At 69.9% G+C, this 16,415-nt stretch carries 16 protein-coding genes; 8 read left to right on the top strand and 8 right to left on the bottom strand.

The genetic code is table 11. The annotated features are described in order from the left end of the window. Window positions 1-143: 143 nt before the first annotated feature. From ABZ484_RS35570 to ABZ484_RS35555, 4 genes are all read right to left on the bottom strand, one after another. Entirely contained in the window at window positions 144-1,268 is a 1,125-nt protein-coding gene (locus ABZ484_RS35570; protein ID WP_358870100.1) for a GuaB3 family IMP dehydrogenase-related protein, read from the bottom strand. A 116-nt stretch (window positions 1,269-1,384) separates the two neighbouring features. Beyond that, window positions 1,385-2,893, bottom strand: coding sequence for an IMP dehydrogenase (guaB, locus tag ABZ484_RS35565; RefSeq protein WP_358870099.1), 1,509 nt, complete (start codon window positions 2,891-2,893; stop codon window positions 1,385-1,387). A 153-nt stretch (window positions 2,894-3,046) separates the two neighbouring features. Then, window positions 3,047-3,634: a sigma-70 family RNA polymerase sigma factor gene (locus ABZ484_RS35560; RefSeq protein ID WP_030174033.1), complete on the bottom strand. Its 588-nt coding sequence runs from the start codon at window positions 3,632-3,634 to the stop codon at window positions 3,047-3,049. Window positions 3,635-4,276: 642 nt separating this feature from the next. Continuing rightward, window positions 4,277-4,888: a response regulator transcription factor gene (locus tag ABZ484_RS35555; protein ID WP_003948568.1), complete on the bottom strand. Its 612-nt coding sequence runs from the start codon at window positions 4,886-4,888 to the stop codon at window positions 4,277-4,279. A 382-nt stretch (window positions 4,889-5,270) separates the two neighbouring features. On the opposite strand from ABZ484_RS35555, the gene ABZ484_RS35550 reads away from it, so the two are divergent. Then, a complete protein-coding gene (locus ABZ484_RS35550) occupies window positions 5,271-5,600 on the top strand; it encodes a WhiB family transcriptional regulator (protein ID WP_358870098.1) in 330 nt (109 codons plus the stop codon). 125 nt (window positions 5,601-5,725) lie between these two features. Here the strand turns inward: ABZ484_RS35550 and ABZ484_RS35545 are convergent, their stop codons facing one another. Next, window positions 5,726-6,637, bottom strand: a complete 912-nt coding sequence (locus tag ABZ484_RS35545) for a LysR family transcriptional regulator (RefSeq protein ID WP_358870097.1) — start codon at window positions 6,635-6,637, stop codon at window positions 5,726-5,728. 80 nt (window positions 6,638-6,717) lie between these two features. On the opposite strand from ABZ484_RS35545, the gene ABZ484_RS35540 reads away from it, so the two are divergent. The 3 genes from ABZ484_RS35540 to ABZ484_RS35530 all read left to right on the top strand — a co-directional run bounded on the left by ABZ484_RS35540 (window position 6,718) and on the right by ABZ484_RS35530 (window position 9,074). Beyond that, window positions 6,718-7,398: an MOSC domain-containing protein gene (locus ABZ484_RS35540; RefSeq protein WP_358870096.1), complete on the top strand. Its 681-nt coding sequence runs from the start codon at window positions 6,718-6,720 to the stop codon at window positions 7,396-7,398. Between the two features lie 96 nt (window positions 7,399-7,494). Then, window positions 7,495-8,268: an SDR family oxidoreductase gene (locus ABZ484_RS35535; RefSeq protein WP_358870095.1), complete on the top strand. Its 774-nt coding sequence runs from the start codon at window positions 7,495-7,497 to the stop codon at window positions 8,266-8,268. A gap of 98 nt (window positions 8,269-8,366) precedes the next feature. Next, window positions 8,367-9,074 carry an ester cyclase gene (locus ABZ484_RS35530; RefSeq protein ID WP_358870094.1) on the top strand — a complete coding sequence of 236 codons (708 nt, stop codon included), beginning with the start codon at window positions 8,367-8,369 and terminating at the stop codon, window positions 9,072-9,074. Between the two features lie 39 nt (window positions 9,075-9,113). Here the strand turns inward: ABZ484_RS35530 and ABZ484_RS35525 are convergent, their stop codons facing one another. After that, window positions 9,114-9,800 carry a hypothetical protein gene (locus ABZ484_RS35525; protein ID WP_358870093.1) on the bottom strand — a complete coding sequence of 229 codons (687 nt, stop codon included), beginning with the start codon at window positions 9,798-9,800 and terminating at the stop codon, window positions 9,114-9,116. 1,132 nt (window positions 9,801-10,932) lie between these two features. Here ABZ484_RS35525 and ABZ484_RS35520 point away from each other — a divergent pair. From ABZ484_RS35520 to ABZ484_RS35505, 4 genes are all read left to right on the top strand, one after another. Continuing rightward, the gene (locus tag ABZ484_RS35520; protein WP_358870092.1) at window positions 10,933-11,286 is read left to right on the top strand and encodes a hypothetical protein; all 354 of its coding nucleotides are present in this window, start codon (window positions 10,933-10,935) and stop codon (window positions 11,284-11,286) included. Then, a complete protein-coding gene (locus ABZ484_RS35515) occupies window positions 11,283-12,563 on the top strand; it encodes an RNase A-like domain-containing protein (protein ID WP_358870091.1) in 1,281 nt (426 codons plus the stop codon). The genes ABZ484_RS35520 and ABZ484_RS35515 overlap by 4 nt, the downstream gene beginning before the upstream one ends. A gap of 16 nt (window positions 12,564-12,579) precedes the next feature. Further along, window positions 12,580-13,266 (top strand): contact-dependent growth inhibition system immunity protein, encoded by a 687-nt coding sequence (locus tag ABZ484_RS35510; RefSeq protein ID WP_358870090.1) that lies wholly within the window; start codon window positions 12,580-12,582, stop codon window positions 13,264-13,266. A gap of 487 nt (window positions 13,267-13,753) precedes the next feature. Then, a complete protein-coding gene (locus tag ABZ484_RS35505; protein ID WP_358870089.1) occupies window positions 13,754-13,966 on the top strand; it encodes a hypothetical protein in 213 nt (70 codons plus the stop codon). 93 nt (window positions 13,967-14,059) lie between these two features. On the opposite strand, the gene groL is transcribed toward ABZ484_RS35505, so the two are convergent. Both groL and groES read right to left on the bottom strand, forming a co-directional pair. Then, window positions 14,060-15,685, bottom strand: a complete 1,626-nt coding sequence (gene groL / locus ABZ484_RS35500) for a chaperonin GroEL (protein WP_358870088.1) — start codon at window positions 15,683-15,685, stop codon at window positions 14,060-14,062. A 113-nt stretch (window positions 15,686-15,798) separates the two neighbouring features. Then, a complete protein-coding gene (gene groES / locus ABZ484_RS35495) occupies window positions 15,799-16,107 on the bottom strand; it encodes a co-chaperone GroES (RefSeq protein ID WP_009190181.1) in 309 nt (102 codons plus the stop codon). Between the last annotated feature and the right edge of the window lie 308 nt (window positions 16,108-16,415).

The following is a 16,415-nucleotide window of genomic DNA, read 5'->3' as shown; positions in this document are numbered from 1 at the left end:
CCGTGAGCGGGTTCGGCTCCGTCCCCTCGAAGATGTTGACGCCGACGATCTTCTCCTGACCGGACTCGATACGGGCCCGGCGCTCGGCGTGCGAGCCCCACCCGGGGCGACCGGCCCTTCTCTGTCTCGCTCGATCTCGGCGCTTACCGCTTGTGCTGCGAGTCCGCCACCGTCACCTCGACCCGCTGGAACTCCTTGAGCTCGCTGTAGCCGGTCGTGGCCATCGCCCGGCGCAGCGCGCCGAAGAAGTTCATGGAGCCGTCCGGGGTGTGGGACGGACCCGTGAGGACCTCCTCGATCGTGCCGACCGTGCCCAGGTCGACCTTCTGGCCGCGCGGCAGCTCCTCGTTGACGGCCTCCATGCCCCAGTGGTGGCCCTTGCCCGGCGCGTCCGTGGCGCGGGCGAGCGGGGAGCCCATCATCACCGCGTCCGCGCCGCAGGCGATCGCCTTGGGCAGGTCGCCGGACCAGCCGACGCCGCCGTCCGCGATCACATGCACGTACCGGCCGCCGGACTCGTCCATGTAGTCGCGGCGGGCCGCCGCCACGTCCGCCACCGCCGTCGCCATCGGGACCTGGATGCCCAGCACGTTGCGCGTGGTGTGGGCGGCGCCGCCGCCGAAGCCGACGAGCACACCGGCGGCACCCGTGCGCATCAGGTGCAGGGCCGCGGTGTAGGTGGCGCAGCCGCCGACGATCACCGGGACGTCGAGCTCGTAGATGAACTGCTTCAGGTTCAGCGGCTCGTGCGAGGACGACACGTGCTCGGCGGAGACCGTCGTGCCGCGGATGACGAAGATGTCCACGCCCGCGTCCACGACCGCCTTGGAGAACTGGGCGGTGCGCTGCGGGGAAAGCGCGGCGGCGGTGACCACGCCGGCGTCGCGGACCTCCTTGATGCGCGTGCCGATCAGCTCCTCCTTGATCGGAGCCGCGTAGATCTCCTGGAGGCGGCGGGTCGCGGCCTCGGCGGGCAGCTCGGCGATCTCGTCGAGGAGCCGCTGCGGGTCCTCGTGGCGCGTCCACAGGCCCTCGAGGTTCAGCACGCCCAGTCCGCCCAGCTCGCCGATGCGGATGGCGGTGGCCGGGGAGACGACCGAGTCCATGGGGGCGGCCAGGAAGGGCAGCTCGAAGCGGTAGGCGTCGATCTGCCAGGCGATCGAGACCTCCTTCGGGTCCCGCGTACGGCGGCTGGGGACGACGGCGATGTCGTCGAAGGCGTACGCCCGGCGGCCGCGCTTGCCGCGCCCGATCTCGATCTCAGTCACGTTGGTGGCCTTTCCCTGATGCGTTTCAGCGTCTTCCAGTATCGCCGACGCCCATGACAAAGGCGGCCCCGGAGGAGTCCGGGGCCGCCCTCAGTCGTGCTCCACGCGCGCGTGGATCACTTCTTGCCGCTGTAGTTCGGCGCCTCGACCGTCATCTGGATGTCGTGCGGGTGGGACTCCTTCAGGCCCGCCGAGGTGATGCGTACGAACCTGCCGTTGGCCTGGAGCTCGGGCACCGTCTTGCCGCCGACGTAGAACATCGACTGGCGCAGGCCGCCGACCAGCTGGTGGACGACCGAGGACAGCGGGCCGCGGTAGGGCACCTGGCCCTCGATGCCCTCGGGGATCAGCTGCTCGTCGGAGGCGACGCCCTCCTGGAAGTAGCGGTCCTTGGAGAACGACTTGCGGTCGCCGCGGGACTGCATGGCGCCGAGCGAGCCCATGCCCCGGTAGGACTTGAACTGCTTGCCGTTGATGAACAGCAGCTCGCCCGGGGACTCCTCGCAGCCGGCGAGCAGCGAGCCGAGCATCACCGTGTCGGCGCCCGCGACCAGGGCCTTGGCGATGTCGCCCGAGTACTGGAGGCCGCCGTCGCCGATGACCGGGACGCCGGCCTCCTTGGCGGCCAGCGAGGCCTCGTAGATGGCGGTGACCTGCGGGACGCCGATGCCGGCGACCACACGGGTGGTGCAGATGGAGCCGGGGCCGACACCGACCTTGATGCCGTCGGCGCCCGCGTCGACCAGGGCCTGGGCGCCGTCGCGGGTGGCGACGTTGCCGCCGATGACGTCGACGCCGGCGGAGTTCGACTTGATCTTGGCGATCATGTCGCCGACGAGCCGGGAGTGGCCGTGGGCGGTGTCGACGACGATGAAGTCGACGCCCGCCTCGATCAGGGCCTGGGCGCGCTCGAAGGCGTCACCGGCCACACCGACCGCCGCGCCGACCAGCAGCCGGCCCTTGGCGTCCTTGGCCGCGTTCGGGTACTGCTCGGCCTTGACGAAGTCCTTGACCGTGATCAGGCCCTTGAGGACGCCCGCGTCGTCGACCAGCGGCAGCTTCTCGATCTTGTGGCGGCGCAGCAGCTCCATGGCGTCGACGCCGGAGATGCCGACCTTGCCGGTGACCAGCGGCATCGGCGTCATGACCTCGCTGACCCGGCGCGAGCGGTCGGGCTCGAAGGCCATGTCACGGTTGGTGACGATGCCGAGCAGCTTGCCGGAGGGGTCGGTGACGGGCACGCCGCTGATGCGGAACTTGGCGCACAGCGCGTCGGCCTCGCCGAGCGTCGCCTCCGGGTGGATGGTGATCGGGTTGGCCACCATGCCGGACTCGGAGCGCTTGACGAGGTCGACCTGGTTGGCCTGGTCCTCGATGGACAGGTTGCGGTGCAGCACACCGACACCGCCCTGGCGGGCCATCGCGATCGCCATGCGGGACTCGGTCACCTTGTCCATGGCCGCCGACAGCAGCGGGATGTTGACCCGCACGTTCTTGGAGACGTACGAGGCGGTGTCGATCTCGTCGGGCGCCATGTCCGACGCGCCCGGCAGCAGCAGCACGTCGTCGTAGGTCAGCCCGAGTGTCGCGAATTTCTCGGGCACTCCGTCGACGTTTGCAGTCATGACACCTTCCCCAAATGGCCTTGATCGGTGCGGATGTCCATGCTAACGGGAAGCGGAGGCGTCTGATTCCACGATCAAGGGCCACCGCAGGCTTCGTATGTTCGTACGGAACGGGCGCGCGGCCCGTTCACCACCGGTCCGGCAGCGGCGCGCCTACTGCTCGGCGAGGGCGCGCAGCCGGCTGAGTGCCCGGTGCTGGGCCACCCGGACCGCTCCTGGTGACATTCCCAACATCTGTCCCGTTTCCTCCGCGGTCAAGCCCACGGCGATGCGCAGCAGGAGCAGCTCCCGCTGGTTCTCGGGGAGGCTGGCGAGCAGCTTCTTGGCCCACTCGGCGTCGCTGCTGAGCAGGGCACGCTCCTCCGGGCCGAGGGAGTCGTCCGGACGCTCGGGCATCTCGTCGGAGGGCACCGCCGTCGAACCGGGGTGCCGCATCGCCGCGCGCTGGAGGTCGGCGACCTTGTGGGAGGCGATGGCGAAGACGAACGCCTCGAAGGGGCGTCCGGTGTCCCGGTAGCGCGGCAGGGCGAGGAGGACGGCGACGCAGACCTCCTGGGCCAGGTCCTCGACGAAGTGGCGCGCGTCGCCGGGCAGCCGGGACAGCCGGGTGCGGCAGTAGCGCAGCGCCAGGGGGTGGACGCGGGCGAGCAGATCGTGGGTGGCCTGCTCGTCGCCGTCGACGGCACGGTGGACGAGGGCACCGATCGCCCCTTGGGCAACTGCCGCCTCGTCGTCCCGCATCGGTCCATGGTGCCTTGGCGTCGTACGCTCCGTGGCACCGCCTTCGTGGTTGTGCACCGAAGCGTTATGAGCGGGTGCGCCGGAACCCATCCCCTGCGCCCTCCCATTCCGCTCGACCGACTCGTCCCCGAGGAACTCCACACCTCAAGGATGCGGCATCCGCCGCGAAACGAGCAGCGGCCGTCCGGCGGGCCGCGTTGCCACCCGCCCCCGGCATGCGGTAGGCGGCGGCTCGTACGGCCCCGGAGCGGCCCTGCCCCGGCTCCGGACACGGCCCCGCGGGGTCGCCCCGCTCGGGCCGCGAGGCGGCGGAACGGCCCGTGCTCACCGGGCGCTCGGCCGCACGGAGACCGCCCTCACGGAGACCGCCCTCATGGAGACCGTCCTCACCGGCCCGCCCGACCCGTGCGGACCCGACCGTACGACGGCGACTGCGCAGATACGTATCGGCAGCAGGAGCGAGGCGTGGCGCGTGCGCTCCCCTGTCGTACGTCCCGTGTCGTGCTTCCAGGCACATGTCGTACGTCCAGGCGCATGTCGTACGTCCGGACACGGCGGGCGCTCCACGGGACGCTCCCCACGCTCGATCCCGCGCGTGGGGGCGCCGTACACGTCCGCCGGTTCGGGCCGGACCCGGCGGACCTAACGGACCAGGCCCCACCGGAAGCCGAGCGCCACCGCGTGCGCGCGGTCCGAGGCACCGAGCTTCTTGAACAGCCGGCGGGCGTGCGTCTTGACGGTGTCCTCGGAGAGGAACAGCTCGCGGCCGATCTCCGCGTTGGAACGGCCGTGGCTCATGCCCTCCAGGACCTGGATCTCACGCGCGGTGAGCGTGGGCGCGGCGCCCATCTCGGCGGAGCGCAGCCGGCGCGGGGCGAGCCGCCAGGTGGGGTCGGCGAGGGCCTGGGTCACCGTGGCGCGCAGTTCCGCGCGGGAGGCGTCCTTGTGCAGATAGCCGCGGGCGCCGGCGGCGACGGCGAGTGCCACACCGTCGAGGTCCTCGGCGACCGTGAGCATGATGATGCGCGCACCGGGGTCGGCGGACAGCAGGCGCCGGACCGTCTCGACGCCGCCCAGGCCGGGCATGCGCACGTCCATGAGAATGAGGTCCGAGCGGTCGGCACCCCAGCGGCGGAGAACTTCCTCGCCGTTGGCCGCCGTCGTCACACGCTCGACGCCGGGCACGGTCGCGACCGCGCGGCGGAGCGCCTCTCGGGCAAGCGGGGAGTCGTCGCAGACGAGGACGGATGTCATGGCCGCCCTCCGCAGCTGATGCGCGTCACCTTGAGCCTCCAGGCTGGTACGAAATCGTCACCTGTGCGGTCGACCGTCTCGGACGCCTGCCCGAGCACTTGTGTTTTCAACCGCCTCCGCACTCTCAACGACGGTCACTCGAAAGAGTTACGGGGCCGTACGCCGTTTTCGGCACTCTACGTGAGGGAGCGGACACAGTGCAGACACAGACGTCATACCCTCAACTTTTCATCACAAGCTATGCCCCATTCAGCCCCTTTTCTTCCCGTTTCCAGGTGTCTAGGGCTAGATTCGCAATGAGTCATATTTTCATCTCCTTAGATCGGAGATGTACGGTCGTTGGCACCGTATCCGCCACCGAACGGCTACAAGGGGTCACGCAATGGCAGATTTCTCCCGCCTTCCCGGACCGAATGCGGACCTGTGGGACTGGCAGCTGCTCGCTGCCTGCCGCGGGGTGGACAGCTCGCTCTTCTTCCATCCGGAGGGCGAGCGCGGGGCGGCTCGGAGCGCTCGAGAGAACTCGGCCAAGGAGGTCTGCATGAGGTGCCCGGTCCGTGCGGAGTGCGCGGCACACGCCTTGGCGGTGCGCGAGCCGTACGGAGTGTGGGGTGGACTGACCGAGGACGAGCGCGAGGAGCTCATGGGGCGGGCACGCAACCGGCTGGTGCCGGCCACGTCCCCCAGCGGGGATACCGCCTCGGATCATTGAAGGAACGTTTCTTCTTACACACGCACGACCAACTGACAAGGGCACGCGACCGCGTGCCCTCCCCTTGCCGTCTCACCTGACGCCCGCCGGCCGTCCCACCGACGCCTGGACGCCCGCCGGCCGTGTCACCTCGCCCCGGCGCGCACCAGCTCGTCCAGCGTGGCCGACACCGCGGGCACCTGGGCCAGGTCCGGCAGGGTGAGCGCCACGATCTCGCGCCGTACCGTCGGCTCCAGTTCGACGGTGCGCGCACCCCGGGGACGTACGGACTCGACGGCGAGCTGGGGCAGCACGGCGACCCCGAGCCCCGCGCCCACCAGCCCGACCACCGCGGGGTAGTCGTCGGTGGCGAAGTCGATGCGGGGCGTGAAGCCGGCGCCCGCGCACACCTGTACCAGCTGGCCGCGGCAGCGCGGGCAGCCCGCGATCCACGGCTCGTCAGCGAGTTCCGCGATGCCGACCGACCCCGCGCGGGCCAGCGGGTGCCGCTCGGGCACGAGGCCCACGAGCCGGTCGGTCAGCAGCGGCCGCACCACCAGGTCCGACCACTCCTCGCCGTCGGCCGCGCCCTCGCCGGCGGCGCCCTCGTAGCGGAAGGCGAGCGCGACGTCGCAGTCGCCCTCGCGCAGCAGTTCGACGGACCTCGGCGGCTCGGCCTCCTCCAGGGAGACCCGGGTACCGGGGTGCGCGGCGCGCAGCGCGGCCAGCGCGGTCGGCACCAGCGTGGAGCTGCCGCTCGGGAAGGAGACGAGCCGTACCCGGCCGGCCCGCAGCCCGGCGATGGCGGCGACCTCCTCCTCGGCGGCGGTGAGCCCGGCGAGGATGCCGCCCGCGTGCCGCACCAGCGCCTCGCCGGCCTCGGTCAGCCGCATCTCGCGGCCGGTGCGGACCAGCAGCGGGGTGCCGACATTGGTCTCCAGGGCCTTCATCTGCTGGCTGACGGCGGGCTGGGTGCAGCCCAGCTCGCGCGCCGCCGCCGAGAACGACCCGCTGGTGGCCACGGCGCGCAGCACGCGCAGATGACGAGCCTCGATCACCCTTTGAGCATAAGCGATCCTTGGGTCGGCCGCCCAATAATGCGTCGACACTTTGACGACGGCTCCCTTACCGTGCTCGCATGAAGCTTCTCTCCGTCAATCTGGGCCTTCCGCGGGCCGTGCCGTACACCGACCAGCCGGAGGGCGTGACCGGGATCGACAAGCGGCCGGTGGACCACCCGGTGCGGGTGGCCGCGCCCGGACCGAAGGGGGTCGGTGCGAGCGGGCTGGCCGGGGACGCGGTGTGCGACACGCGGCACCACGGCGGCGACGACCAGGCGGTGTACGCCATGGCGCGCGAGGACATGGACGACTGGGAGCGCGAGCTGGGCCGGACGCTGGCGAACGGCGCGTTCGGCGAGAACCTCACCACGGCGGGCCTGGACGTGTCCGGCGCGCTGATCGGCGAGCGCTGGCGCATCGGCTCGCCGGCCGGTCCGTCGGTGCTGCTGGAGGTCACCAGCGGGCGGATCCCGTGCCGGACCTTCCAGGGCCACATGGGCGAGCGGGGATGGGTGAAGCGGTTCACGCGAAAGGGTGCGCCGGGGGCGTATCTGCGGGTGATCGAGCCGGGTGAGATCCGCTCCGGCGATCCGGTCGAGATCGTGCACCGACCGGACCACGACGTGACGGTGGCCATGGAGTTCCGGGCCAACACCACGGAGCGCTCCCTGCTGCCGCGCCTGCTCGCGGCCGGGGAGGCGCTGCACCCGGAGGCCCTGGCGGCGGCCAGGAAGTACCGGGAGACGTACTCGGCTTGACAGGCCGTGGACGGCGGGACGACACCTGATCCCCACCGATCGGGAGGGCCTGTGCACAGATCGGGAACCGGCCGCCCGGACCACTAATCTTTCGCCATGACAACGGCTCTGATTACGGGATCCACCGCGGGCATCGGTGCGGCGTTCGCGCGGCGGCTGGCGGCGGACGGGCACGACCTCGTCCTGGTGGCACGCGACACCGAGCGCCTGACGGACCAGGCGACCGAGCTGCACGACCGGCACGGCATCGAGGCGGAGGTGCTCACGGCCGATCTGTCGAAGGAGGCGGGCATCGAGGCGGTCGCCGCCCGGCTGGGCGATCGCCGCAACCCGGTCGACCTGCTGATCAACAACGCGGGCTTCGGCAACAAGGGCCGCTTCCTCGAGGTGCCGATGGCCGACGAGCTGACGATGCTCAAGGTGCACGTCGAGGCGGTGCTGCGGCTGACGGCGGCGGCGACGGCGGCGATGCGCGAGCGCGGCCGGGGCGGCGTGGTGAACGTGGCGTCGGTGGCGGCGTTCGTGCCGCGCGGCACCTACGGGGCGTCGAAGGCGTGGGTCGTGCAGTTCACCCAGGGTGCCGCCCGCGACCTGGCCGGCACCGGGGTGCGCCTGATGGCCCTGTGCCCGGGCTTCGTGCGCACCGAGTTCCACCAGCGGGCCGGCATGGCCACGGACAACATCCCGAACTGGATGTGGCTGGACGCGGACAAGCTGGTCGCGGCGGCCCTGGCGGACCTGGCGCGCGGCAAGACCCTCTCCGTCCCGGACCCGCGCTACAAGACGCTGATGGGCCTGGTGAAGGTGACCCCCCGGGGCCTGCTGGGCGGGATCACCTCGAAGACGGGCCGCAAGTACGGCCCCCAGTAGGTGGACGGAAGCGGTCCGGAGCGCTACGGAGGTGACGTCGTCCCCCCGGTGGGAAAATGGCGGTGACGGAACCGGGCCAGGGGGGCCGGAGGGGCGTCATGACCTTCGTACAACTGATCGAGTGCAGGACGAGCCGGTTCGATGAGATGAACCGGCTGATCGACACCTGGCTGGAACAGACCGGCGGCAAACGAACCGCGACCCACGCACTGGTCGGCAAGGACCGCTCGGACAGAGCGCACATCGTGGAGATGGTGGAGTTCCCGTCGTACGAGGAGGCGATGCGGAACTCGAACCTCCCGGAGACCGACGAGATCTTCCGCGGCATGGTCGCCCTGTGCGACGAGATGCCCACCTTCATCGACCTGGAGGTCGTACGGGACGAGCGGCTCTGCGACGACACCGTGCGGCGCTTCTTCGACACGCTCGCCGGGGCGGGAGAAGTGCCCCCGCTCAACGACCTGATCGACGAGGACTGCCACAGCCACGACCCGATCAACCCGCAGACCACCATCGGCCTGGACACGATCCGGCGCGAGTTCCGCATGTGGCGCGACGCCTTCGACTCCGCCTTCACCCTCGAGGAGGTCCTCGCCCAGGACGACCGGGCCTGCGCCCGCTGGTCCTGGAAGGCCACCCACAAGGGCGAGTTCCTGGGCATCGCCCCCACCGGCAGGCAGGTCACCATGACCGGCACGACCCTCTTCCACTTCGGCGCCGACAACAAGATCACCGAGCTGTGGTGGCAGCACGACCACTTGGGCCTGCTGCAACAGCTGGGGGCGCTGGACGAGTTGGAGACGTAGGAGACTCCGGACTCGTGTCCTGGCCGGACTCGATCGTTGTCAGCCGGCCAGCCGGACGTAGCAGTGCGACCAGTCGAGGGTCCACTCGCCCTCCATCTCGTAACCGGCCTCGCTCACCTGCTCGGTCGCCCGTTCCAGGAAGGTCCGAAGCCCTTCCACGGACGCGGTGTCCAGGGGCTCACCACCGGGGACGGACACGGGCCCGCTGTAAAAGACGTGCCATTCTCCCCAGCGCGCCCCGGTGATCTGGAGGGCGGGGACGTCGCCTTCGTTGTCGATCGAGGCTAAGTAACGGATCGCGTCCGATTCCCCGTGGTCCAGGTCGTCGTCGGAGGAGTCGCAGTCCTCGCCTTCGCACTGGGGGTCGGTGACGTCGCTCTCGCAGGAGGACCAGCTCAGACGCCACGGCCCGTACGTGTCCCATGTCTCCGTGTCCAGTTTCCGCCGAGCGGCTTCGACGAGGACGGTGAGCCCTCGGAGCGAGCGTCCGTCGAAGTCCGGCGGGAGTTCATCGCTCAGATCCCAGTGCGGATCCTGGGCCACCCCTCCGGGGTAGGCGTGCACGAGTCGCAGGACGCGGCCCTCCGCGTCGCGGTCCTCGTGGCCCTGACGGCTGTCCATCTTCGCGTAGCGCTTCGGGATCTCGCCCCAGCACAGGCCGGGCATGCCGGGGAAACACGAGTGGGCATCCGTGTCCTCGTCGCTCTCCCCGGACTCCTCGATCACCTCGAAGTCCTCGAATCCTCGAATCCTCGAAGTCCTCGAAGTCCGTGTCCGCGCAGGACGGCTCGCTGCTCGGAGTCGAGAAGAAGTCCGGCTGGGACGGGTTGAGGCAGACCGCTTCCAGTCGCGCCTGGCCGATGCGGCTGTTGCTCAGCCTTTCAGGCACCTCGTCGCCCATGTCGACGGCACGCGCCTGCAGCGGTCGGTCCGCCGCACGGTAGAAGGCGATGTCGCAAAGGTTGCCGAGCCTCGTACACGAGAAGCGCATTCAAGGACCGGGCGGCCACTGGGCGACCCAACAGCTCGTCTCCAACGCGCCGTTGAACGCTGCCGAAGCCGCCATGCTCCTCGCTCAGATGCCCGTGTCGCCGCAGGTCGCACCGAGTACGCTGCATCCGGCGGTCGGTGAGCGGACTGGTCGGCCCACCGACGGTCTTCCCTGTGGCGACACCCCTGTGAACACCGGCAACCAACCCCCCAAACCCCCTGAGGGCGCACCCGATGCCGCCGCACCCGTCCAAGCCCCCGAAGCCCCGAACGCCTCGCCAACCCCGGAAGCCGCGCAAGCCCAGGTAGACCACGAGGGCCGCGAGGACGGAAGGCCCGATCCCCCGCTCCCCCACCTCAAAGAGGCACCCCCTCGAAGAGGCCCGTGCCCTCGCCGCCTCCTACCGCGACCTCGACCCGGCCCTGCGCACCATCCCCCGCGCGATGCACGCCGAGCTGACGGCCCACACCGCCCGCCGGCTCGCCGCCGGGCACTCGCCCGCCGCGATCCGCGCCCACATCCTGCGCAACCTCCCCGACGGCGACACCCGCGTCCACCGCCCCGGCGGCCTCGTGCGCTACCTCCTCGCCGAGGTGCCGCCGGTACCGCCCGCGCCCACCTCACCGCCACCGCGAAACGCGCCTTTGCACGCCCCGCAGGAACACCCCCGCCTCTCCACCCGGCTCGCCACCCTCCGCGAATGCGACGGACGACAGCAGGGTGCGCCGGCTGCCCGGGTGACCGAGCTGCGCCCAGACCCTGCCAACAGTCTTTGCTCTCCCTTTGCAGTGATCGAACTTGCGCACGGCGCACCGGGGTTAGAGTCGAACAGTCCGCGCGGCCGGCTGAGGGGGAGGACACCAAGTCATGGGCCACGACGGCGAGATACTCGACATCAAGATCGCCGACATCAAGCGGACTGCACCGCATTTCGGCCACGAGAGCGTTGCGCTCGCACACGCACTGACCAAGCTGAAGACCGGGCTGTCCGCGGCCGGCGCGCCTTGGGGCGACGACGAGCAGGGCACCAAGTTCCACGAGACGTACGGTCCCCTGGTCAAGCGCATCGAGGAGTCCGCCAAGATCCTCACCGGCGGACTGGCCAGCATTCACACGGCGATGGTCGACATGGCCGACGGCCACATCGACAACGAGCAGCTGATCCGTGCCATGTTCAGCAGGATCGGCGTCCCCCACGACACCACGGGCCACGGCAAGTGAGCGTCGCCGACAAGGCCCGCAAGGTCGTCCAGGACCTGACGGGCATGTGGTGGCCCGCGGCCGACGTCGACGGGCTGCGGGACGCCGCGAAGACGTGGCGGGACTTCGCCGACGACGTCGACGACGTCACCTCTGCCGCCAACAAGGCCGCCCGCTCCTTGATCGAGCACAACAAGGGTGAGGCCATCGCCGCCTTCGACGACCCGTTCTGGCGCCGCTACTACTACGACAAGCATGGCTGGCTCAAGGACCTGGCCGACGGCGCCCGCGACATGGCCAAGGCTCTGGACGCGTACGCGGACGCCGTGCACGGGGCGAAGAAGAAGATCGAGCACGAACTGGAGATCGTCGGCGCCACCCTCGTCGGCGGCACCCTCCTGGCCGTCTTCACCGCGGGCCTCTCGGAGGGTGCGGCCATCGCCGCCGCGGGGACCGTCACCGAACTCGCCGCAGGCCTGGGCATCACCGTCTCCGCCGAGGTCGCCTCCATCGCGGGCACCACCCTGGCCACCGCCGCCCTCGCGGGCATCGAGTCCGTCACCGTCGATCTCGCCGTCGCCCAGCCCCTGTCCATCGCCCTGGGCGAGCAGAAGGGCCTCAGCCTCGACGAGGCCCGCGAGGCCGGAGCGTACGGCGCGCTCCTGGGCGGCGCCCTCGGCGGTGGGGGCGCTGCCGTCAGGGCCGCGAGCAGGGCAGGCGGCTGGACCGAACTCCTGGGCGGCGTCCGGCTGCCCGGCCTCTCCCCCGAGTTGGCCCTGCCGGGCGGCGTGACGGCGTCGGCGGACGACCTCGGCCTGCTCATGAAGGGCGACGGCGAACCGAACGCCTGGCCGCGCAGCAAACGCAAGGGTGCGCTCAAACCCAAATACCGAGCGGATCTGGCAGGAGACGAGGGCAAGGGAACTGCCAGATCGCACTCCCATACCCTGGAGAAGCACGTCGAGAAGACCGACCGAGAGCTCCGGGCCCGCCTGCGCGCCGAGAAGAGGATCACCGGCAGTTCCAGCTTCATCAGCCCTGAGGCGGCACAGGACCTGACCGACCGCGCGATCGTTCAACGTCAGCACGACGTCAGGCGATGGCTTGAGAACACCAGAAGGCCGGAGCTCACGTTCAGGGTCGACTTCGGGGACGAAGTCACCGGCCGGAGCCTGTCCCGGGAGGACTTCATCAGAGGAACGGGACCGCACAACGTGCACCAGGTCTTCCTGCTCCTGCGTCGTGATCCCGACATGCCGAGCGGCTACCGTATCCACACCTCTTATCCCACCTCGTGAGCGCAAGGGAAGCCCTGTGAGCCACCACTACCCCGAAGGGTTCCTGGACAGAGACGAGCGGTTCCCCGCACTGCACGAAGTGCTCGATTCCTACGCCTTCTCCGGAAACTCCTTCACAGACACCCCCGATGAGCCCGGCGTAGCGCTCAAGGCGTATGTACGACAGGCCATGCGTGCACCGGGAACCCTCGACGCAGCCATTGCGGAGATCGACGACCTGTTGCAGGTCGGCCTGTTCAACGACGAGATCGCCGACGACGTTGACCTCCTGCCCCACGTCGAGCCCCCGGACGGACGCACCGTGGAGCAGTGTCTCGCGACCATTCGCTCCCACCTGGAACGGATCAGGGCCTCCGGCGTATACGAACAGGCAGAGCTTCCACAGACCGACTGGGAATGGAGAAAGCGGTTCCCGGAGCTCTCCTCTCTGCTGGGTGGCTACTTTCATCAGGATTACCCGAAGTTCTACGGGTCCCATCGAGAGGCTCTCGACGACTATCTCGACGGGAACCCCAGAGAATATCTCGCCGCAGCCGCCCAAGAACTCGGTGAATTTCTTTCCCGCGTCTCGTCGGACAAGGAACTGGAGCGTGCCGCGGAAATCCTGGGGCTCATGGTCTACCCCCCGGACGGCGTCTCACTGCGCCAGTGGCTCACCGACATCCGGAACATCATCACGCACCGGCACCGCGCCGGGTCCTGACGGTGGCCGCGGCCGACCTCAGTTCCCCGACAGGCCCCACACGGTGGCACACCGCCCCGACAGAACCCGTCCGCATGGGCGTCGCATCCGGTCAGGGCACCTCCGGAAGCGGAACCCTCGGGCCACATGACCACTTTCACGCTCCGCTTCCCCCCGGCGGCGCCCGGCCGGCTCGACGGCTCGCCGCCCGCTGATGGAGGCGTCGGGGTGGCCGTACTGCACACCGGTCCACGACACCGTCGAGGGACGGCGGCCGGGGACTCCTTCTCGTCACCTCGCTCTCCAAGGAGTGGGGCACGGCCCTGCTACGCCGTCGCCCCCGGCAAGACCGTCTGGGCCGTCGTGCCCACCGAGTACGGGACGAGGACGGACCCGTGACGGCGTGCCCCTCGGTCACGCGCCGGCGAACGTAGCCGCTCACGGCGGCATGCGTACGGCACCGGTGGGGCCCTCCTGGGGGACACTGGAGTTGCCGAAAGCAGCCGCCGTGGAACGCATCGCCGATCCCAAGCAACGCCTCAAGGACACTCTGGCGAAGGCCAGCGGCTGTAAGGGCAGGCGCCTCGCGGAGCTGCAGCAGCGCTTCCCACGGAACCGGCACAGACTGCTCGACCTGCTCGACCGCCACGGGCCAGTCGGCGAGGTTCCCTCGTGGCAGATGTTCGTGGCAGATCTGTCCGCCGCTCTGGGCGGCCTTTGACCTGGTCCTCCTCTCGTAGGCACCACGCACACTGCCCGGCGCCCCCTGTAGGGGCACCGGGCAGTGTGGTTGGACTCGGTTCAGCCAGGTGGCTCAGTGGGCGTGGCCGTGGCCGTGGCCCGCGGCGGCCGGCTCTTCCTCTTCCTTCTTCTCGACGACCAGGGTCTCGGTCGTCAGCAGGAGGGAGGCGATGGAGGCGGCGTTCTCCAGGGCGGAGCGGGTGACCTTCACCGGGTCGATGACGCCGGCCTTGACCAGGTCGCCGTACTCGCCGGTGGCGGCGTTGTAGCCGTTGCCCTTGTCCAGCTCGGCCACCTTGGAGACGATGACGTAGCCCTCCAGGCCGGCGTTCTCGGCGATCCAGCGCAGCGGCTCGACGGCGGCCTTGCGGACGACGGAGACACCCGTGGCCTCGTCGCCGGTCTTGCCGAGGTTGCCGTCCAGGACCTTCACGGCGTGGACGAGCGCGGAGCCACCACCGGAGACGATGCCCTCCTCGACCGCGGCGCGGGTCGCGGAGATGGCGTCCTCCAGACGGTGCTTCTTCTCCTTCAGCTCCACCTCGGTGGCGGCGCCGACCTTGATCACGCACACGCCGCCGGCCAGCTTCGCGAGGCGCTCCTGGAGCTTCTCGCGGTCCCAGTCGGAGTCGGTGTTCTCGATCTCGGCCTTGATCTGGGCGACGCGGCCCTCGACGTCCGACTTGTTGCCGGCGCCGTCGACGATCGTGGTGTCGTCCTTGGTGACGGTGACGCGGCGGGCGGAGCCGAGGACGTCCAGACCGACCTGGTCGAGCTTGAGGCCGACCTCCTCGGAGATGACGGTGGCGCCGGTGAGGACCGCCATGTCCTGGAGCATCGCCTTGCGGCGGTCACCGAAGCCGGGCGCCTTGACGGCGGTGGCGTTGAAGGTGCCGCGGATCTTGTTGACGACCAGGGTCGACAGGGCCTCGCCCTCGACGTCCTCGGCGATGATCAGCAGCGGCTTGGAGGCGTTCGCCTGGATGATCTTCTCCAGCAGCGGCAGCAGGTCCGCGATGGAGGAGATCTTGCCCTGGTGGATCAGGATGTACGGGTCGTCGAGGACGGCCTCCATGCGCTCCTGGTCCGTGACGAAGTACGGCGACAGGTAGCCCTTGTCGAAGGCCATGCCCTCGGTGAAGTCCAGCTCCAGACCGAAGGTGTTGGACTCCTCGACGGTAATGACGCCGTCCTTGCCGACCTTGTCCATCGCCTCGGCGATGAGCTCGCCGACCTGCTGGTCCTGCGCGGACAGCGCGGCCACGGCGGCGATGTCGGACTTCTCGTCGATCGGGCGGGCCGAGGCCAGCAGGTCCTCGGAGACCGCGGCGACGGCGGCGTCGATGCCCTTCTTCAGGGCGGCCGGGGAGGCGCCGGCGGCGACGTTCTTCAGGCCCTCGCGCACCAGCGCCTGGGCGAGCACGGTGGCGGTGGTGGTGCCGTCACCAGCGATGTCGTTGGTCTTGGTCGCCACCTCCTTCACCAGCTGGGCGCCGAGGTTCTCGTACGGGTCCTCGACCTCGACCTCGCGGGCGATGGTGACACCGTCGTTGGTGATGGTGGGGGCGCCGAACTTCTTGTCGATGACGACGTTGCGGCCCTTGGGACCGATCGTCACCTTGACCGTGTCGGCGAGCTTGTTGACGCCGCGCTCGAGGGCGCGACGGGCGTCCTCGTCGAACTTCAGGATCTTCGCCATGGCAGCGGGAGCCCTCTCGGAAATCTGGGTGGAAAAGGCGCTGCGCCCCGGGCGCCCGGCTTCTTATCGGTCGCGGGGGCCAGGGGCGCAGCTCTGAGCAGGAATCGAGGCGATTACTTCTCGATGATCGCGAGGACGTCGCGAGCCGAGAGGACGAGGTACTCCTCGTTGTTGTACTTCACCTCGGTGCCGCCGTACTTGCTGTAGAGCACGACGTCGCCGACCTTGACGTCGAGCGGAAGGCGGTTGCCGTCCTCGAAGCGGCCCGGGCCCACGGCCAGGACGACGCCCTCCTGGGGCTTCTCCTTGGCGGTGTCCGGGATGACCAGGCCCGAGGCCGTGGTCTGCTCGGCGTCCAGCGGCTGGACCACGATGCGGTCCTCGAGCGGCTTGATGGCAACCTTGGAGCTGGCGGTCGTCACGATCCGACCTCCCCCTTCGGAGATCTCACGGGGTTAACTGTCTGAGGTGGCGACCAGGTCGATCCGTCGTCGCGGGTGCCGGACCTGCCCGTCGCTGTGTTGGCACTCTCCAGTGGGGAGTGCCAGAGCCGAGACTATGACCGTCGTTAGCACTCGGTCAAGCGGAGTGCCAATTGCCTGCGGCGCGTCGCCGGTAGGTCACTGCTGCAGCGCGTCTGTGAGAGGTGCTGTCCCTTGCGGTGACCGGCCCTGGGGGCTGCCGGCCCGCACAGAGCCTCACAGGTAGTCCTCCAGCCTCCCCACCGTCA

Source organism: Streptomyces sp. NPDC006393 (assembly GCF_040628575.1).
In the GTDB taxonomy this organism is placed as follows: Bacteria; Actinomycetota; Actinomycetes; order Streptomycetales; family Streptomycetaceae; genus Streptomyces.
This window is presented reverse-complemented; position numbering and strand designations above follow the sequence as displayed.

Excerpts from the sequence above, each read along its gene's own strand:
- ABZ484_RS35550 (WP_358870098.1), top strand. The coding sequence starts at position 5,271 with ATGGCAGATTTCTCCCGCCTTCCCGGACCGAATGCGGACCTGTGGGAC.
- ABZ484_RS35540 (WP_358870096.1), top strand. The coding sequence starts at position 6,718 with ATGAAGCTTCTCTCCGTCAATCTGGGCCTTCCGCGGGCCGTGCCGTAC.
- ABZ484_RS35520 (WP_358870092.1), top strand. The coding sequence starts at position 10,933 with ATGGGCCACGACGGCGAGATACTCGACATCAAGATCGCCGACATCAAG.
- ABZ484_RS35560 (WP_030174033.1), bottom strand. The coding sequence starts at position 3,634 with ATGCGGGACGACGAGGCGGCAGTTGCCCAAGGGGCGATCGGTGCCCTC.
- guaB (WP_358870099.1), bottom strand. The coding sequence starts at position 2,893 with ATGACTGCAAACGTCGACGGAGTGCCCGAGAAATTCGCGACACTCGGG.
- groL (WP_358870088.1), bottom strand. The coding sequence starts at position 15,685 with ATGGCGAAGATCCTGAAGTTCGACGAGGACGCCCGTCGCGCCCTCGAG.
- ABZ484_RS35555 (WP_003948568.1), bottom strand. The coding sequence starts at position 4,888 with ATGACATCCGTCCTCGTCTGCGACGACTCCCCGCTTGCCCGAGAGGCG.
- ABZ484_RS35535 (WP_358870095.1), top strand. The coding sequence starts at position 7,495 with ATGACAACGGCTCTGATTACGGGATCCACCGCGGGCATCGGTGCGGCG.
- ABZ484_RS35530 (WP_358870094.1), top strand. The coding sequence starts at position 8,367 with ATGACCTTCGTACAACTGATCGAGTGCAGGACGAGCCGGTTCGATGAG.